Annotated in this window: 14 protein-coding genes; 8 read left to right on the top strand and 6 right to left on the bottom strand. The window is 70.4% G+C overall.

The window, feature by feature from the left end; genetic code table 11:
* Positions 1-417 precede the first annotated feature (417 nt).
* Positions 418-735 carry a hypothetical protein gene (locus ACWEQG_RS29380; protein WP_452289631.1) on the top strand — a complete coding sequence of 106 codons (318 nt, stop codon included), beginning with the start codon at positions 418-420 and terminating at the stop codon, positions 733-735.
* 45 nt (positions 736-780) lie between these two features.
* On the opposite strand, the gene ACWEQG_RS29375 is transcribed toward ACWEQG_RS29380, so the two are convergent.
* On the bottom strand, positions 781-1,161 hold the full coding sequence (locus ACWEQG_RS29375) for a winged helix-turn-helix transcriptional regulator (RefSeq protein ID WP_452289629.1): 381 nt from the start codon (positions 1,159-1,161) through the stop codon (positions 781-783).
* Between the two features lie 66 nt (positions 1,162-1,227).
* On the opposite strand from ACWEQG_RS29375, the gene ACWEQG_RS29370 reads away from it, so the two are divergent.
* The 3 genes from ACWEQG_RS29370 to ACWEQG_RS29360 all read left to right on the top strand — a co-directional run bounded on the left by ACWEQG_RS29370 (position 1,228) and on the right by ACWEQG_RS29360 (position 3,374).
* Entirely contained in the window at positions 1,228-2,049 is an 822-nt protein-coding gene (locus ACWEQG_RS29370; protein WP_452289627.1) for an SDR family oxidoreductase, read from the top strand.
* Positions 2,050-2,108: 59 nt separating this feature from the next.
* Positions 2,109-2,606, top strand: coding sequence for a hypothetical protein (locus tag ACWEQG_RS29365; RefSeq protein WP_452289625.1), 498 nt, complete (start codon positions 2,109-2,111; stop codon positions 2,604-2,606).
* A gap of 165 nt (positions 2,607-2,771) precedes the next feature.
* On the top strand, positions 2,772-3,374 hold the full coding sequence (locus tag ACWEQG_RS29360) for a hypothetical protein (protein WP_452289623.1): 603 nt from the start codon (positions 2,772-2,774) through the stop codon (positions 3,372-3,374).
* A gap of 98 nt (positions 3,375-3,472) precedes the next feature.
* Here the strand turns inward: ACWEQG_RS29360 and ACWEQG_RS29355 are convergent, their stop codons facing one another.
* Positions 3,473-4,114: a response regulator transcription factor gene (locus ACWEQG_RS29355; RefSeq protein ID WP_169989169.1), complete on the bottom strand. Its 642-nt coding sequence runs from the start codon at positions 4,112-4,114 to the stop codon at positions 3,473-3,475.
* A 5-nt stretch (positions 4,115-4,119) separates the two neighbouring features.
* Complete coding sequence (locus ACWEQG_RS29350; protein WP_452289622.1) at positions 4,120-4,722, bottom strand: DUF6461 domain-containing protein; 603 nt, start codon at positions 4,720-4,722, stop codon at positions 4,120-4,122.
* A gap of 368 nt (positions 4,723-5,090) precedes the next feature.
* Here ACWEQG_RS29350 and ACWEQG_RS29345 point away from each other — a divergent pair, with 368 nt between their 5' ends.
* Positions 5,091-5,861: an oxidoreductase gene (locus tag ACWEQG_RS29345; RefSeq protein WP_452289620.1), complete on the top strand. Its 771-nt coding sequence runs from the start codon at positions 5,091-5,093 to the stop codon at positions 5,859-5,861.
* A 127-nt stretch (positions 5,862-5,988) separates the two neighbouring features.
* On the opposite strand, the gene ACWEQG_RS29340 is transcribed toward ACWEQG_RS29345, so the two are convergent.
* Positions 5,989-6,834, bottom strand: a complete 846-nt coding sequence (locus ACWEQG_RS29340; protein WP_452289618.1) for a LysR family transcriptional regulator — start codon at positions 6,832-6,834, stop codon at positions 5,989-5,991.
* Positions 6,835-6,990: 156 nt separating this feature from the next.
* The gene (locus ACWEQG_RS29335) at positions 6,991-9,249 is read right to left on the bottom strand and encodes a tetratricopeptide repeat protein (protein WP_452289617.1); all 2,259 of its coding nucleotides are present in this window, start codon (positions 9,247-9,249) and stop codon (positions 6,991-6,993) included.
* 393 nt (positions 9,250-9,642) lie between these two features.
* Between ACWEQG_RS29335 and ACWEQG_RS29330 the strand changes: the two genes are divergently transcribed.
* Positions 9,643-9,804 carry a hypothetical protein gene (locus ACWEQG_RS29330; RefSeq protein WP_452289615.1) on the top strand — a complete coding sequence of 54 codons (162 nt, stop codon included), beginning with the start codon at positions 9,643-9,645 and terminating at the stop codon, positions 9,802-9,804.
* A gap of 121 nt (positions 9,805-9,925) precedes the next feature.
* On the opposite strand, the gene ACWEQG_RS29325 is transcribed toward ACWEQG_RS29330, so the two are convergent.
* On the bottom strand, positions 9,926-10,732 hold the full coding sequence (locus tag ACWEQG_RS29325; RefSeq protein ID WP_452289613.1) for an SAM-dependent methyltransferase: 807 nt from the start codon (positions 10,730-10,732) through the stop codon (positions 9,926-9,928).
* 620 nt (positions 10,733-11,352) lie between these two features.
* Here ACWEQG_RS29325 and ACWEQG_RS29320 point away from each other — a divergent pair.
* Both ACWEQG_RS29320 and ACWEQG_RS29315 read left to right on the top strand, forming a co-directional pair.
* The gene (locus ACWEQG_RS29320) at positions 11,353-14,301 is read left to right on the top strand and encodes a family 43 glycosylhydrolase (protein WP_452289611.1); all 2,949 of its coding nucleotides are present in this window, start codon (positions 11,353-11,355) and stop codon (positions 14,299-14,301) included.
* A gap of 228 nt (positions 14,302-14,529) precedes the next feature.
* Positions 14,530-16,799: family 43 glycosylhydrolase (locus ACWEQG_RS29315; protein WP_452289609.1), on the top strand; the 2,270-nt coding region annotated here is incomplete at its 3' end.

The raw sequence follows: 16,799 nt of genomic DNA, 5'->3' as shown, positions 1-16,799 counted from the left end.
TCGGTCTCCGTGATCCATGACTTCCGCGCGGCGGGCGGCTCAGGAATCTGTGCGCGATTTCATCCAGGCCGACTACACGACACACCGACGCCGAGGAGAACGTCGAGGGCCTGGCCCGCTTCGTCGCGTCGCTCGGCAACGTCGAGCGCGTCGACGTCCTGCCCTTCCACCGCATGGCCGTCGGCAAGTACAGCCCGGCTCGGGCTGGCCTACCCGCTGGCCGACGTCACGCCTCCGGGCCAGGATCTGCTGGAACGCGTGCACGCCCAGTTCGCGGCGCACGGAGTGGCCAGTGTGTGACCGGTCGGGCGTCCGACGCGTGCACGGAACGCGGCCGGGACCTGAAGCGACGTCCGGCGCCGGGTCCGGGGACCTTCGGCCCTCCCCGCGCCGGACCACCGGCGGCACGGTTGAGTTATGACGATCCTGAGCACCGATCCCCGTCCGATCCGCCGCCGGCAGGACGGCGAGGACAGCCGCGAACAGGCCACCGGCCCGGTCGCACGACGTACCGTGCGGGAGGCCCTGCAGGAGGCGTTCACCGAGACGGTGGACGACGTACGCCTGGCGGACATCGACGGCATGGTGCACATCTATGTGAGCATCCGCCCTGCCGCGTCCGCCGGCCCGGAACTCATCCGCGCCGCCGCCCGCGAGGCGTACCACCGCGCCGTGCACGGCGAGCCGGTGGTGGCCCATGTCGCGGCGCCCGCCGCCGGCCAGGGACGTCGCTGACGTCCGCCGCGCCCGCCCGCTGTGGCCGAACGGGCGGGTAGAGACTCAGGACCCGGCCCCACCGGTCGTTGGGCCCGCTCCGGTCGCGACGTCCGCGTCCTCCCACTCTTCGCCCCACCGCGCCACGTCGTCGAGGATCTTCCCGAGTGCGAAGCCCCGGGACGTCAGGGCGTACTCCACGCGCGGCGGCTTTTCCGGATGCACCGTGCGCGTGACGAGTCCGCGCTCCTCCAGGGCCTGCAGGCGGTCGGCCAGCGTCTTCGGGCTGATCCCGGGCAGCGCCTGCCGAAGCTCGCCGTACCGCTTGGTGCCGTCGAGCAGGTGCCAGATGACCAGCGGCGTCCACCTGCTGCCGACGAACGTCAGCGTCCGGGTGACGACGCATTCTTCGGGCGTGACCGGCCGGGCTGCCTGGGTTGTTTCCATAGCTGTAGTTACTACAGGAAAAGTGCCTACTTCAAAAGATGAAGCGATGGCTCTAGCGTCGGCCGCATGACGAGAACGATCATTGCCGTGCACGGAGCGACCGGGACCCAGGGCTCTCCCGTCGTACGGAGGCTGCGCGCGCTCGGGCACCAGGTCCGGCCGCTCAACTCCGCCTCCGCCGATCTGGCCGACGCCACCTCCCTCGCCGCGGCGTACAAGGGCGCCGACGCGGTCGTCGTGCAACTTCCGCAGGTGTTCGGCGAGATCGCCCTGCGACATGCGGCATCGGTGCTCGCCGCTCTCTGCGAGGCCGCCGTGTCGCGGGTGGTGTTCAATCCGGGAATGCCCCTGCCGCCGGACCCGGTGGGTGTCCCGTTCGTCGACGCCCGGGTCCTGTTCGCCCGGGATCTGCCCGCGCGGGTGGAGGCCGCGTCCGTGATCGGTCCCGCGGGGCCGTACCTGGAGAACCTGGTGCAGCCCTGGTCGGCCCGGCGCGTCCGCGAGCACGGCGAGCTGGTCTATCCGCTGCCGGCGGAGGCCCCCGTGCCGTGGTCGGCGCTCGACGACCTGGCGGAGGCCGTCGGTGAGGCGCTGGCCGGCGACGAGCCGCCCGCGCGGCTCGTCGTGACGGGCCCGGAGGACGTCACCGGCGACCGGCTCGCCGCCGCCGTGGCCTCCGCCGCCGGAAGGCCGGTGCGCTACCTGTGGGTCGAGCCCGCCGAGTACGCCCGGCTCATCACGCCGGTCGTGGGCCGGGAGGCGGCCGAAGGAATCGCCGGGTTCTACGCCCCGGCCGCAGCGGCCGCACCACCGCCGATCCCGGAGGGGTGGCTCCACCGGGGGACGACGACGGTGGAGCGGTGGGCCGCGCGCCAGGCGTGGCGGTGAGGCCCACCCGGTAAGCGGGCTGCAACCGTCGAGCAGGCGGCACCCCGTACGAATACGCCATGGACACGCTCATGTGGACGGGCGATCGGCGGACGGGCCGCATCCTCGTGCTGGCGGCCACGGCGGTGCCGCTGCTCGTCGCGCTGCTGGCGGTACTCGCCGTGTCGACCACTGACATGCTGCTGGACTCGCCCGCGTCCTTCGACGGCATCCGGACCCTCGACGTTCGCACCGACCACGGAGACGTCGAGGTCGTGGGCGCCGACGTGACCGAGGTGCGGGTGACCCGCCGCGCGCAGGGATCGGGGCCCCGCGTGGAGTCGTGGGGCGACGGCTCGCTGACGGTCGGGCTGGTGTGTGACGAGACCGGTTCGATCTGCGGCCCGCTCAGAGACACGGCCGGGAGCCACACCGACTACGCGTTCGTGGTGCCGAGGGACATCACGGTCACGATCCGCAGCGAGCACGGCGACGTCACCGTGCGCGGCGTGACGGGGAAGGTCGACGCGCGGACGGAGGCCGGCCGGCTCCGGCTGGACCCGCCCTCGCCGGGATGACCGGGGCGCCGGTACGCGCCAGTCGACCGGACGTACGACGAAAGTCCCTCGGCCACAGGGACTTTGGACGGCCGGAGGGTGCCGTACGGCACCTGCGGCGGGGCCGGTGATCGCGGTTCGCTTGAGGCGTCGAAAAGAGCAGCAAGACGTCGAAAGGGGCCGGTCATGGCCATCACCGAAGGGCGTAACCAGAGGAAGCACCGCCTCCACGACGCCGCTCCCGCCGCCGCGGTCACCGTCCCCGCCCCCCGCGCGCACACCGAGACGATCCCCGCCGCCGGCACCGGGCCCGCCCGCTACGCCTGGGCCGCCGCCCGCATCGCCATCGGCTGGGTGTTCCTGTGGGCCTTCCTGGACAAGACCTTCGGCCTCGGCTTCGCCACCCCCGCCGCCAAGGCCTGGACCAACGGCGGCAGCCCCACCACCGGCTTCCTCAAAGGCACCGCCGACAACACCTTCGGCACCCTGTTCAACACCCTCGCCGGACACCCCTGGGTCGACTGGCTGTTCATGACCGGCCTGGCCGGCATCGGCACCGCCCTCATCCTCGGCATCGCCATGCGCATCGCCGCCGCAGCCGGCACCCTGCTCCTGCTCCTGATGTGGGCCGCCGAACTCCCCCTGACCACCAACCCCTTCATGGACGAGCACATCATCTACGCCATCGTCCTGATCGGACTGACCCTCACCCGCGCCGGCACCACCCTCGGACTCGGCACGACCTGGACCGACACCACCCTCGTCCGCCGCCTCCCGATCCTCAAGTAACCCCCGCCAACTCCGGCGCCCACCCCCAGCCCCCTGGGGGTGGGCACCGGCACGCCCGCGATGACGTCCGCCCGCGTGCTGCCTGCGGTGCTCGCCGGTCAGTCCTGGCGACCGGCCTTGAGCCGAGCGGCGAGCGCGGCGGCCTGGGTGCGGCGCTGCATGTCGAGCTTGCTCAGCAGGTTGGACACGTAGTTCTTGACCGTCTTCTCCGCCAGGAACATCCGCTCGCCGATCTGGCGGTTGGTCAGGCCCTCCCCGATCAGCTCCAGGATCTGCCGCTCCTGGTCCGACAGCGCGGCCAGCGGGTCCTTCTTCGTGGCCTGGTCGCGCAGCCGGTGCAGCATGGCGGCGGTGGTCTGCGGGTCCAGCAGCGACTGCCCTCCGGCCACCGTGCGCACCGCCCCGACCAGGTCCGAGCCGTGGATCTGCTTGAGCACGTATCCGGCCGCTCCGGCCATGACCGCGTTGAACAACGCCTCGTCGTCGGCGTAGGAGGTCAGCATCAGGCAGGCCAGGCCGGGCACCTTGGAGCGGACCTCACGGCAGACGTCCACCCCGTCGCCGTCGGGCAGGCGCACGTCGAGCACCGCCACATCCGGCTTCAGCGCGGGAATGCGGGCCACGGCCGACTCGGCGGTCCCCGCCTCGCCCACCACCTCGATGTCGTCCTCGGCGTCCAGCAACGCCGCCACGCCACGCCGTACGACCTCATGGTCGTCCACCAGGAACACCCGAATCATGCCCCCTACGCTAAGCCCTCCGATCGGCGGGCGCATCGGGCCGGGACACTGTGCGGGACGACGCCCCACATGAACGTGGAGCCCGTGAGCAGTTGCTCCGTCAGCCTGATCCCGGTCAGGTGCTCGACCAGCAGGAAGGCCGGCCCTTCGTAGAGCCGGGGCGCCGACGGGTAGAGCCTGTCGATCTCCGCCATCGCGTCCACGAGTTCGTCCGGGGTCTCCATCAGCCATCCGTCATCGCCGCCGTAGCGGAATCTGATCTCGCCGTCCTCGCACCAGTGGAAGTAGTCCGTGTCCTCGATGCCGAGTGCGGCTTGGGAGACCAGGCGCGTGCCCTCGGAGAGTCCAATGATCACGTCTTCACGGGTGCCGAGCCAGTCGGGGTCGAAGACGAACGTCCAATCGCCGATGGCGGTGACGCCCAGAGGCTCCCCAGGGCCCGGGTAGCGGTCCGGGTCGTCGGGGAAGGGGCCCGGCGTGAAGTCCTCCCATCGACCGCCGAGACGGGCGACCACCTGTTCGGGCGTGGCGCGGACGTAGATGAAGCCGTAGCACTCCTCGCTGTATTCGCCGCGAAGCCAGGAGATGTCGGGGGGCAGCGTGATCATGTCGTCATGCTGCCCGCCGCCACCGACAAAAGGGCGCACCCCGGCACCCCCTGGTTGTCGGGGGCGCTTTGTCGCACGTTCCGGGTACGCGGCTGTGGAGCCGCTGTTCGTGGAAGAACTCGCCCTCAGCGAGGCTGAGGAGGAGCGTGCCGGCGGCCACCGTCAGCCCCTCTGTCAGTAGGGCGGGGGGCCATAGGCATCGCCTATGGCGTCTGCTGCCATTTCGTCTTTGCTTCCCGTTCTTTCCTGGACGTACCGTGAAACAGCTCGGCGAGGCGCTCACCGCGATTCATCGAATAATTCGCGCTCCGCGCACGTGAATTCTTTTCTGCCGAGCGCACCGACACGCGATCGATAGGACCGGTGGCATGACCACAATTGAGAACGGATCGGAAACGCGAGAACTCGCGGGAAAGCGGGCCTTGGTCACGGGGGGTTCTCGCGGAATCGGAGCGGCCGTCGTGCGCCAGCTCCTGGACGCGGGCGCCGAGGTGCTCACGACCGCCAGGACGGCGACGAGTTCGGTGCCGGAGGGCGCCGTTTTCGTGCAGGCCGACGTACGGACACGGGCCGGAGCGGAGGCGCTCGCCGCGGCTGCCCACGAGGCGCTCGGCGGGGTGGACATCCTGGTCCACAACGCGGGCGGGGCGCGACCGCACAAGGGAAGCTCCGCCATCCCCGACGAGGAGTGGCAGGACGCCCTGGACCTGAACTTCCTGGCGTCGGTGCGGCTGGACTCGCTGCTGACACCGGGGATGCGGGAACGGCGCTCCGGGGTGATCGTGCACGTCTCCTCGGCCGCGGTTCCCCGCCCGATAGGGCCGTTCCTGCACTACACGGCGGCGAAGGCGGCGCTGGAGAACTACAGCCGGGGATTGGCCGCCGAGCTGGCCCCGTTCGGCATCCGGGTCAACACCGTGACTCCCGGCAGAGTCGCCACCCCCGGCGGCGAGGCGACGCGGGAGCAGTGGGCGCGCCTGGGGGTGGCGCCGGACGGCGGCTCCGCCGCCGTGCCGCTGGGCCGCGACGGTCAGCCCGACGACATCGCCAACGCGGTGCTGTTCCTCGTGTCCGGCCGGGCGAGTTACCTGACCGGGAGCAGTCTCGTCGTGGACGGCGGCGAGTTTCCCCGGGGTTGACGCCGACGGCATTTCGAAAACAGCGGCTCCACCCATGGATCAAAAGAACGAAAAGGGTCCTGGCATAGATCAGCACGGAACGCCGGTTCCGGGACAGTTTCGGCGGCGCCCGCTTCCTGCCCGGCCGTCAGGCCACGGCTGAGAAGAGCGCGGAATCGTGCCACGTCTCCTCACGCAGGAGTTCGAGCAGGGCCGTCTCCGCCGGGCCCGCGCTCGGCCGGACCACGGCGATGACGGGCTGGGGCACGGCAGGAAGCACCGGGCGGACGAGGTGCTCGTACCCCTGGGGCACCGCGGAGGCCGGGACGAGCGTCACCCCCAGCCCGTGGGCGGCCCAGCGCACGGCCGTCGCCGTCTGGGAGACGCGGGCGACCGTGGTCGGGGCCAGTCCGCTGCCCCGCAGCACGTGCAGCAGCACAGCGTCGAGCGCGCTGTCGCGGTCGAACCTCACCCACGGCTCCCCCTCCAGTTCGCGCAGATCGACCCGGCCCCCGGCGAGCTGAGGGTGCCCCGCGCCCAGCACCACGACGAACTCCTCGTCCCCGAGGTGGTGGGCGTCCTCGGGAGACTGCTCGCACGCCGCCATCAGGGCGAGGTCCAGCATGCCCCGGCGGCACAGCCGGTCCAGCTCGGCCGCGCTCGGCTCCTCGAAGACCGTGACCTCCAGCCGTGGGAAGCGGCGCCGCAGCGCCCCCAGCGCGCCCGTCAGCTCGTCGGTGTGAGCCCGCGCCATCGCCTTCGCCCGCCGCGACGCGCGCACCGCGACCTCCGCCTCACGCAGGAACGCCCGGCCGGCCACGGTGGGCACCAGACCGGTCGGCGTGCGGGCGAACAGCTGCACGCCGAGTTCCCGCTCCAGGCTGCGGATCTGCTGGGACACCGACGGCTGCGCGACGTGCAGCAGCTCCGCCGCCGCCGTCACCGAGCCCTGCTCGGCGACGGCCAGGGCGTACTCGAACTGACGAAGGCTCATCGGCTCAATCCCTTCTGCGGGGCACCTGGTCTCCTCGTTGTAATTTCGCGGCTGGCATACGGCCCCGCGGTCCCCCGCGCACCCCGCCGCCCCCCGCTGTGGAGCCGAAGGAGACCGCCGCCTGACATCCATGGGAGCACCGGGCCCGTCCCGCTGTCACTCCCATTCGGAAGCCTCATCGCTACGCCGCAGCAGGCCCAGATGACGGCGGCGGGCCTGCGTGGACGGGTGCTCCTCGCCCAGCACGCGCCGCTCGGCCTCCAGTACCGCCCGATGCTCCACCTCGGCCTCGTCCCACCGCCCCATGTCCTCCAGCAGGTCCGCCAGGTCCCGGTGCGCCGAAATCGTGTCCGCGTGGTCCTCGCCCACCGTCTCGCGGCGGAGCCGGAGCACCTCCCGCGTCTCTGACTCGGCCTCGTCCCACCGCTGTAGATCGCGCAGGACGAGCACCCGGTTGCGCCGGTTCAGCAACGTGAGCCAGTGCCCATCACCAAGAACCCGGCGCCGCCCCTCCAGCGCGGCCCGGTGCTCGGTCTCGGCCTGCTCCCACCACCCGAGGTCGCGCAGGACGAGAGCGAGGGTGTGCCGGCTGGTCAACGTCGCAGGATGCTCCTCGCCGAGCAGGCGGTGCTTGGCATCCGTGACCGCGTAGTACTCGGTCGCCGCGTCCCGCAACCGCCCGAGGCTCCGCAGGGCGAGCGCCAGGTTGTGCCGGCTGGTGAGCGTGTCCGGATGCTCCTCTCCGAGCACCCGGCACCGTGCCTCCACCACCGCCCGCTGCTCGGCCTCGGCCTCCACGAACCTGTCGAGCCCCCACCAGGCGAGCGCCAGGTTGCCCCTGACGTTCAGCGTCTCCGGATGCTCGTCACCCAGCGTCCGGCGCAGCACCTCAACCACCGCCCGGAACCCCGCTTCGGCCTCCTCCCACCGGCCAAGGTCCCACAGCACGCCGCTCAGGTTGTTCCGGCTGGTCAACGTGTCGGGATGCTCCTCGCCGAGCGTCCTGCGCCGCACCTCGAGTACGGCCCGGCTCTCCGCCTCCGCCTCGTCCAGCCGCCCAAGGTCGCACAGCGCGCCGGCCAGGTTGCCGCGAACCGTCAGCGTCTCCGGATGCTCCTCGCCCAGCGTCCCGCGCAGGATGCCGAGCACCACGCGATGCTCGGCCTCGGCCTCCGCGAACCGCCCCAGCCCCTCCAACGCCAGCGCCACCCCGCTGCGGCTGCTCAACGTGTCCGGATGTTCCTCGCCCAGCACCCGGCCGCGGGCTCGCGCCACGGCGCGGTGCTCGATCTCGGCCTCGGCGAACCGCCCCGCCTCCCGCAGCATGTCCGCCAGGCCGTCCCGGCTGCTCAGTGTGTCCTCGTGGTCCTCGCCCAGCACCCGGCGGCGGATCTCCAGCACGGCGCGGTGCTCGGCCTCCGCCTCCCGGAACCGCCCCATCTTCTCCAGCACGTCCGCCAGGCCGTCCCGGCTGATGAGCGTGTCCTCGTGCTCCTCGCCCAGCACCCGGCGGCAGATCGCCAGCTCCGCCCGGTGCTCGGCCTCGGCCTCGGCGAACCGGCCCTGGTCGCCCAGCACCCCGGCCAGCGCGTGCCGGCTCACCAGCGTGTCCTCGTGCTCCTCGCCGAGCACCTCGCGACGCTTCCGCAGCACCTTCCGGTGCTCGGTCTCGGCTTCGGCGTACCGCTTCTGATCGCGTAACACCTCGGCGAGGTCGTAGCGGGCGGCGAGGGTGTCCTCGTCCTTGCCGCCCCACACCCTGCGGCGGATCTCCACCACCGCCCGCAACTCGGCCTCGGCCTCGGCGAGCCGGCCCACCTCCTGCAGCTTGACCGCGAAGCCGTGCCAGTACGCCAGCGTGTCCGCGTCCTCCTCGCCGAGGTCGCGGCGGTGGACGTCCAGCACGGTCCGGTACTCGGCCTCGGCCTCGTCCCAGCGCCCCAGCCGTTGCAGCACGGCCGCGAGGTTCTCCCGGCTGGTGAGCGTGTCCTCGTGCTCCTCGCCCAGCACCCGCAGGCAGATCGCCAGCTCGGCCCGGTGCTCGGCCTCGGCCTCGGCGAGCCGTCCCAGATCGCGCAGCGCCAGCGCGAGGTTGTTCCGGCTGATGAGCGTGTCCTCGTGCTCCTCGCCCAGCACCCGGCGGCGAATCCCCAGCACCGCCCGATGTTCCGCCTCGGCCTCCGCCGGCCGGTCCATCTCCCACCACAGCAGCCCGAGGGCGTTACGACTCTCCAGCGTGTCCTCGTGCTCCTCACCCAGCACCCGCCGCCGCTCGTCGAGCACCGCCAGGAACTCGGCCTCGGCCTCCTCCAGCCGCCCCTCCTCCTGCAGCTCGGCCGCCCTGCGATGCCGCTCGGCCAGCCCCTCCGACGCCTCCTTCTTCGAGCGCCACCGCAACCCCCGGCCCCATCCCATGCCAGCGCCTTTCCCCGCCCCGTAACGTCCAAATTCGTCCGATCATGTTAGGGGCCGGGTGCCGGGTTTCGCCGGGGTTCGATGAGCTTTGGGAAGTGCCGTCTCGTACGGACATCCCTCAAGATCCGCGCGAATGCCACCGTTCAACGGCGTCAGCCGTGCCCGTTCCCGGGTACGGCGCGCCGACCGGCACACGGAGGCGTTGCACCACATGTCCCGCACCGACAAGACCAAGCCGTACACCATCCGGCTCTGGCACGGCGTCCTGGCCCGTCAGGCCTGCCACGACCACGGGGCGGAGCCCGGCTGTGACCTGCCCGCCACCCTCGCGGAGGATCTCGCCACTTCTCGTACGCGCTGTTTCTGGGAGTTCCGCTGGACCGGCGTCCGGTGTTGCTGCTGCGGCCTCTGCGGGACCGGAGGGGGTACCGCGGGCTCCTGCGCGGCATCGGCACCGCCGACAGGGCCCGCCTGGCGGCGGCGACCAAGGCCTGGCGCTCGGGTGACGACACGGCGTACGACGACGTCGTTCCCGTCCTCCGCCACCGCGGCTGAGCGCCGGCAGCCCCGGCAGCCCCAGGCCTGTCGCCCACCGCACGCACGCCGGGTGTGACACCCGCCGTGTGTGCACGGACATGCCGGGAGTCGGTGACGCGGCCCGGCGCTCGCGCGGGCGTCAGCGGACGAGGGCCACGCCGCCGAGCGCGCCGGCCTTGCCCTCCCGTACGTAGGGGTGGTCGGTGTCGGGCCGCCACTCGTGCAGCGGCACCACGCCGGGCTCGACCAGGTCGAGGCCGTCGAAGAACGTGAGGACCTGGTCGTACGACCGGGAGGTGGTACCGGGGGCGGAGGTCCGGCTGAAGACCTTGCGGCCCTCCTCCTCCTGGTCCTCGCTCAGCTCGCCGAGTGAGCCGTGCGACACGACCAGGTAGCCGCCCGGCACGAGCGGGTCCCGGAGCGCTGTGACGATCTTCATGGCCTCGTCGTCGTCCGGCACGAAGTGCAGGACGCCGAGCAGGAGGACGGCGAGCGGCTGGGAGAAGTCGATGTGCTCGCGGATCTCCGGATGCCGCAGCAGCGCGTGGGGATCGCGCATGTCCGCCTCGACGGCGAGCACGCGCTCGTTCTCGGCGAGGATGGCGCGCGCGTGGACGAGGACGATGGGGTCGTTGTCGACGTAGACGACCTTGGAATCCGGGGCCAGTTCCTGGGCGACCTGGTGGACGTTGCGCTGCGTCGGCAGCCCCGCGCCGACGTCGAGGAACTGCCGGATGCCCTGCCGCGCCAGATAGGTGACGGACCGGATCAGGAACTCGCGGTTCTCCCGGGCGATGTCGGGAAGGTTGGGCAGGATCTCGATGATCTTCTCGGCGGCCTCGCGATCCGCCGCGAAGTTGTCCTTGCCGCCCAGGTAGTAGTCGTACATCCGGGCGACGCTGGGCGTGAAGGGGTCGACCCCTGCCGGCGCCTTACGCTCGTCCACAACGCTCCCCTCGTCGTACATCAAGGATGGTACGGCCTTGATCACGATCGGGAGGGCATGTCACCAGATTGTCATCGAACACCACAAACCGGCATGAACGGGCTCTCGCCCCGCCGACGTGCCACACAGCACTTTTCGGATTTACGGACAGAACATTACCGATCTCTGCGCACATCTCACAGTCTTGACAGTGCGGATCGTCCCGCCTACGGTCACGACACAACACCGATGCAGTCCCACAAAAAATGTTAGCGCTAACACCATGAGGAGCCCCCCACTCATGACAGCGGCCCCCCTGTGCGCAGCCCACCCTCCGCCCCTCGACGGGAACGTTCCGCACCGGCCCATTCGCACGAACCGCGCCTCCCTCATGAACACCCGCCTCAAGGCCGCGTTGTCCGCGCCGCGGAGATGAGCGTCACGCAGCGCCACCGATAGGAATCGGCTTCCCGCACCCACGCGCTCCGGCTTCTCCTCCGCCAGGACCATCACGCCGGCCATTTGCGGGACAGTCCTCCGCGGACCGGCAGTCCGCCCACTCGCCATCGCCGACCGCTCCCTCGTAATCCACGCCCGCATCCGTCAGGCAATGCCTGACAACGCCCATCAGAGGAGTCTTCGTGCCCAGAAAGCGCCGATATGCGGCGATCGCTCCGGCGATCCCCCGGCGGTCGAGGACAGTCCCGCTCGCGACCGTCGGCGTGCTGCTCAGCGCCGCCCTCGTTCCCGCCGGCGGTGTGGCGAGCGCCGCCACGGCGTGGTCGCCGAAGCCGTCGTACACCTCGACGGACAAGGGCGACGGCACCTACACCGTGCCGATCACCAACGCCGACGTTCCCGACATCAGCGTGGAGCGCGTCCCGGCCGCCGAGAACAAGGAGCACCGGGACGTCTACTACATGATCAGCACGACGATGCACCTGAGCCCGGGCGCGCCGATCATGAAGTCGTACGATCTCGTCAACTGGCAGATCGTCAACTACGTGTTCGACCGCGCGGACATCGGAGACGCGTTCTCGCTGCGCAACGGGCAGAACTCCTACGGCCAGGGCCAGTGGGCGTCGTCCCTCCGCTACCACGACGGCAAGTTCTACGCCGTCTTCAACACCAACAACCTCGGCGGCGCCTACCTCTACAGCACCGACGACGTCGAGAACGGGAAGTGGAAGCGCACGCCGCTCGGCCGCGGCCTGCACGACCCCTCGCTGTTCTTCGACGACGACGGCACGGCGTACATCTTCTACGGCTCGGGCAACACGAGCGCCGTACGCCTCAAGTCCGATATGTCGGGCATCGACAGGGACTTCCCGAACATCTTCACCGCGGGCGACTACGCCGGCAAGCCGTTCATCGGCGGCCTGTTCGAGGGCGCCCAGGTCTTCCACATCAACGGCTACTACTACGTGGTCATCATCACCTGGCCGTCCGGACAGGGACGCCAGGTCGTCATGTTCCGGTCCAAGGACCTGCTCGGGCGCTACACCTCGGCGGACGGCACGAACACCTACGAGGCGCGCGGGGTGCTCAACTCCAACGGGTTCGCCCAGGGCAGCCTCGTGCCGATCTCGCGCGAGGGCGGCGCCACCGACTGGTACGGCATGTTCTTCCGCGACAACTTCCCGATCGGACGCACTCCGGCGCTCATCCCCGCCACCTGGCAGGACGGCTGGCCGACCTTCGGCACCAACGGGGTCGTGCCCGTGGGCGGCGCGTTCGCCAAGCCGATCACGCTGAGCCCGGCGGAGGAGACGTTCGAGCAGCAGAAGAGCATCGTCGCCTCCGACGACTTCGCCAACGACGCCCCGCACAGGCCGTACATGGACGAGCAGTGGACGATTCCGCAGCCGCCCAAGTACGACGACTCGCTCATCGGCGTCGAGCTGCTGCAGAACCCCGGGTTTGAGTCCGCCGATGTCTCGCCGTGGGGCACGCAGTACGGTGCGACGATCAGCCGCGACACGAGCGGCCCGGCCGCGGGCTCGGCGGCGCTGAAGGTGAGCAACCGCACCCTCAACGGATCCGGGCCGAACCAGAACCTGAACGGGAAGGTGCAGCGCGGTGTGACCTACACCGTGTCGGCGAAGATCAAGTACACCTCCGGCCCGAGCAGCATCCGGTTCAACCTGGTGGCCGACTGGGGTGCGGGCGTCCAGACGATGGCGTCGGGGAACGTCCCCGCCGGGCAGTGGACGACGGTCACGGGCCAGTACACGATCCCGGCGACGGCGAACGTCGACAACTTCAAGTTCGCGGTGGAGACGCCGTGGGCCAATCCGCAGCCGGCGTCGTCGAGCGTGGAGTACCTGATCGACGACGTCTCGGTCGTCGGGCAGCCGGTGACGACCGAGAGCCCGGCCGAGGAGGAGATCGCCCCCAACGGGTCTCGCCTCGACCCGGTGTGGGAGTGGAACCACGCCCCCGACAACCGCTACTGGTCGCTCACGGACCGGGAGGGATGGCTGCGGCTGACGACCGGCAAGGTGGTCACCGGCAAGTACGTCTACGGCAAGCTCTCCGGCCGGGACGAGCTGACCTGGTTCGAGGAGGCGCGGAACACGCTGTCGCAGCGTACGTTCGGGCCGCGGCAGTCCGTCGAGACCAGGATGGACATCTCCGGCATGAAGAACGGCGACGTCGCCGGCCTCGCCGCCTACAACCGCGGGTTCTCCTACGTCGCGGTCAAGCGCGTCGACGGGCAGAACACGCTCGGCGTCGTCAACCGGGGACAGCCGTTCGCGGTCGACATCGACCAGGCGGCGGTCGAGAACTTCGTGCCGGGCACGACGGTGTCGCTGGGAGACGCGACCCAGGTGTACGTGAAGGCGGACCTCGACTTCAGCTCGCCGGCCGGTCAGCTGTGGACCACGTTCTACTACAGCCTGGACGGGCTGCAGTGGACCAAGCTGGGCGACCGCGTCGGCCCGCAGACGCTGGACGGCAGCCTCTCGCACTTCATGGGGCACCGCGTCGGCCTGTTCGACTACGCGACGAAGGAGAAGGGCGGGCACGTCGACTTCGACTACTACTCGCTCAGCGACACGCTGACCGCGCAGAACAAGCCGCTCGACACGAGCGCGCTCGACGCGGCCATCGCGTACGCGGAAGCGCTCGACGAGCGCGACTACCCGGCCGAGGCCTGGACGGCGATGCGGGACGCGCTCGCCGGCGCCAAGGCGGCGCGGGCCGGGCAGTTCGGCAGCCAGAACCAGATCGACGCGCCGGAGCGCGCGCTCAGCTACCAGCTGGCCAGGCTCGGCACGCTCAAGTCCGCCGCGCCTCAGGTCCAGCTGACCGTCACCGCCACCACCCGCTGCATCGGCGCCTCGGCCTACCTGGCGGTCACCGCCGTCAACAACGGTGACGTGCCGGCCACGATCGAGCTGAACACCCCGTTCGGCAAGAAGACCGTGGCGGACGTGGCTCCGGGCAAGCAGGCCTACCAGTCCTTCAACACCCGGACCGCCCAGATCGACGCCGGCGAAGTCACCGTGACCGGCACCGCGACGATCGGCGGCAAGCAGGCCACCTCGACCTACGACGCCGCCTACCCCGCGGCCGGCTGCCGCTGAGCGGCCTACACCGCGGTCGCTGACCGCACACGGGCGGTGACCACGGTCCCCACCACGTGGACACCGCCCAGGAGCATCAGAGACGACTCAGCAGAACGGGGCCGGCCTGCCGGCCGGCCCTCCGACACGTCGCGCGGATCGCCAGGCCGGCTGTCCATCCCATCCGAGGAGAGCCGGCCCCAGGGCCGTGCGCCTGTCCCGGAAATCCGGAATCAAGGAGGATATTTCGTGTTCAAGCGCGTTAGAAAGGCGGCCCGGCGACGGGTCGCCGCCGCGGCCGTGGCCGGCGCCCTGCTGGCCGCGGCGGTCGCCGCGACGGCGGGACCGGTCCAGGCCGCCGGCCCGAACATCATCGTGAACGGCGGATTCGAGGACGGCCTCACCAGCTGGTTCGTCAACAACGGGAACACGACCGACGGTGCGACGCTGTCGCCCACGACGGACGCGTACGCCGGATCGAGCGCCGTGCTCGTCACCCAGCGCAAGACGACCGGATCCGGTCCGATGCAGGACCTGTCCGGCAAGGTGCAGGCGGGCAAGACATACGCGATCACGGCGCGGGTCAAGTACGAGAACGCCAACAGCCCGGCGACCAAGCAGTTCTTCGCCACCATGCACTACGGCGGCTCGACGTACACGAACGTCGGCACGGTGACGGTGGCGCGCGGGCAGTGGGGACTCATCCAGGGCACGTTCACGATCCCCGCTAGCCAGAGCGTCGCGACCGCCAGGCTCTTCATCGAGACGCCCTGGACGTCGAACCCGGCGAGCGACCCGAACACCCACCTGATGGACTTCAAGGTCGACGACGTGTCCGTCTCCGAGTTCGTGCCGTCGACGACCATCGAAGCGCTCGGCAAGAACCCCGGCGAGGGCAACCCGCTCATCTCGCACAAGTTCGGCGCGGACGGCAACGCCTTCGTCCACGACGGCCGCGTGTACATCTACATGACCAACGACACCCAGGAGTACAAGCCGGGTCCCACCGGTGTCTCCTCCACCAACACCTATGCCAGCATCAACACGATCACGGTCATCTCGTCCGACGACCTCGTGAACTGGGTGGACCACGGCGAGATCCCCGTCGCGGGCCCGAACGGGATCGCCCGCTACGCGAACAACTCGTGGGCCCCCGCCATGGAGAGCAAGGTCGTCGACGGCAAGGAGAAGTTCTTCCTCTACTTCGCCAACAACGGCGGCGGCTCGGGCGTCATCGTCGGCGACTCGCCGATCGGCCCCTGGCGCGACGAGCGCGGCAACCTGCTCATCACGAGCGCGACGCCGGGTGCGTCCAACGGCATCAACTGGCTGTTCGACCCGGGCGTGTTCATCGACGACGACGGCCAGGCCTACCTGTACTTCGGTGGCGGTGGCGACGACGGGTCGCGCAGCGCCGAGAACACCAACCACCCGAAGTCCACGCGTGTGATCAGGCTCGGCGACGACATGATCAGCACGAAGGGCTCGGCGGAGGTCATCGACGCGCCGCTCGTCTTCGAGGCCGGCCACGTGTTCAAGCGCGAGGGCAAGTACTACTACTCGTACTCGTCGAACTTCGGGTTCGGCGGCCCGGTCGACCCCAACGGCCCGCCCACCGGGGCGATCGCCTACCTCATGGCCGACAACCCGATGGGCCCCTGGACGCCCGAGACGTACAAGGGGATCATCTTCCGCAACCCGGGCACCTACTTCGGCGCCGGCGGCAACAACCACCAGTCGGTGTTCAAGCTCGGTGACCAGTACTACTTCACCTACCACGCCCAGACGCTCAACAGCCGCATCACGGGCGGCGCCACCCAGGGCTTCCGCAGCCCGCACCTCGCCAAGCTCGACTTCAACCCGGACGGCACGATCAAGGAGGTGAGGGGCGACTACAAGGGCGTCGACCAGATCCGCAACCTCGACCCGTACCGCGTGATCGAGGCCGAGACGATCGCCTGGCAGCAGGGCATCGCGACGAAGAAGGTCGACGGCGCCTCCGAGGAGTTCGGCGCGCAGGCTCCGAACCTCGTGGTGCACGACATCGACAACGGCGACTGGACCTCGCTCGCGAAGGTCGACTTCGGCGAGGGCGGCGCCGTCGGCGTCACCGCGAAGGTGCGCCCGCTCGCCGCCGGCGGCAAGATCGAGATTCGCCTCGACGGCCGTAACTCGCCCGTGGTCGCGACCATCCCCGTCGACGCGCCGCTCGGCGAGTGGACGAAGCTGACCGCCGCGCTCGACGGCGTCAAGGGTGTGCACGACGTGTACTTCACCTACGCCGGGCCCAGCGGCGCGGATCTCTTCGAGGTCGACTCCTGGTCCTTCGCCACCGCGCAGGAGCAGAAGGTCAAGCTGACCGTCACGGCCGCGCCGCGCTGCATCGGCAGCTCGGTGTACCTCGCCGTGACGGCGGTCAACGATGGCGACGCGCCGGCCACGATCGAGCTGAACACCCCGTTCGGCAAGAAGACCGTGGCGGACGTGGCTCCGGGCAAGCAGGCCTACCAGTCCTTCAA

The sequence above is a fragment of the Microbispora sp. NPDC004025 genome (assembly GCF_053604425.1).
Note: the sequence above shows the minus strand (reverse complement) of the source record. Positions and strands in the feature narration are given on the sequence as shown.

Coding starts and splice junctions, on each gene's coding strand:
- ACWEQG_RS29350 (WP_452289622.1), bottom strand. CDS start 4,722: ATGATCACGCTGCCCCCCGACATCTCCTGGCTTCGCGGCGAATACAGC.
- ACWEQG_RS29345 (WP_452289620.1), top strand. CDS start 5,091: ATGACCACAATTGAGAACGGATCGGAAACGCGAGAACTCGCGGGAAAG.
- ACWEQG_RS29370 (WP_452289627.1), top strand. CDS start 1,228: ATGACGAGAACGATCATTGCCGTGCACGGAGCGACCGGGACCCAGGGC.
- ACWEQG_RS29360 (WP_452289623.1), top strand. CDS start 2,772: ATGGCCATCACCGAAGGGCGTAACCAGAGGAAGCACCGCCTCCACGAC.
- ACWEQG_RS29375 (WP_452289629.1), bottom strand. CDS start 1,161: ATGGAAACAACCCAGGCAGCCCGGCCGGTCACGCCCGAAGAATGCGTC.
- ACWEQG_RS29355 (WP_169989169.1), bottom strand. CDS start 4,114: ATGATTCGGGTGTTCCTGGTGGACGACCATGAGGTCGTACGGCGTGGC.
- ACWEQG_RS29380 (WP_452289631.1), top strand. CDS start 418: ATGACGATCCTGAGCACCGATCCCCGTCCGATCCGCCGCCGGCAGGAC.
- ACWEQG_RS29365 (WP_452289625.1), top strand. CDS start 2,109: ATGGACACGCTCATGTGGACGGGCGATCGGCGGACGGGCCGCATCCTC.
- ACWEQG_RS29340 (WP_452289618.1), bottom strand. CDS start 6,834: ATGAGCCTTCGTCAGTTCGAGTACGCCCTGGCCGTCGCCGAGCAGGGC.
- ACWEQG_RS29335 (WP_452289617.1), bottom strand. CDS start 9,249: ATGGGATGGGGCCGGGGGTTGCGGTGGCGCTCGAAGAAGGAGGCGTCG.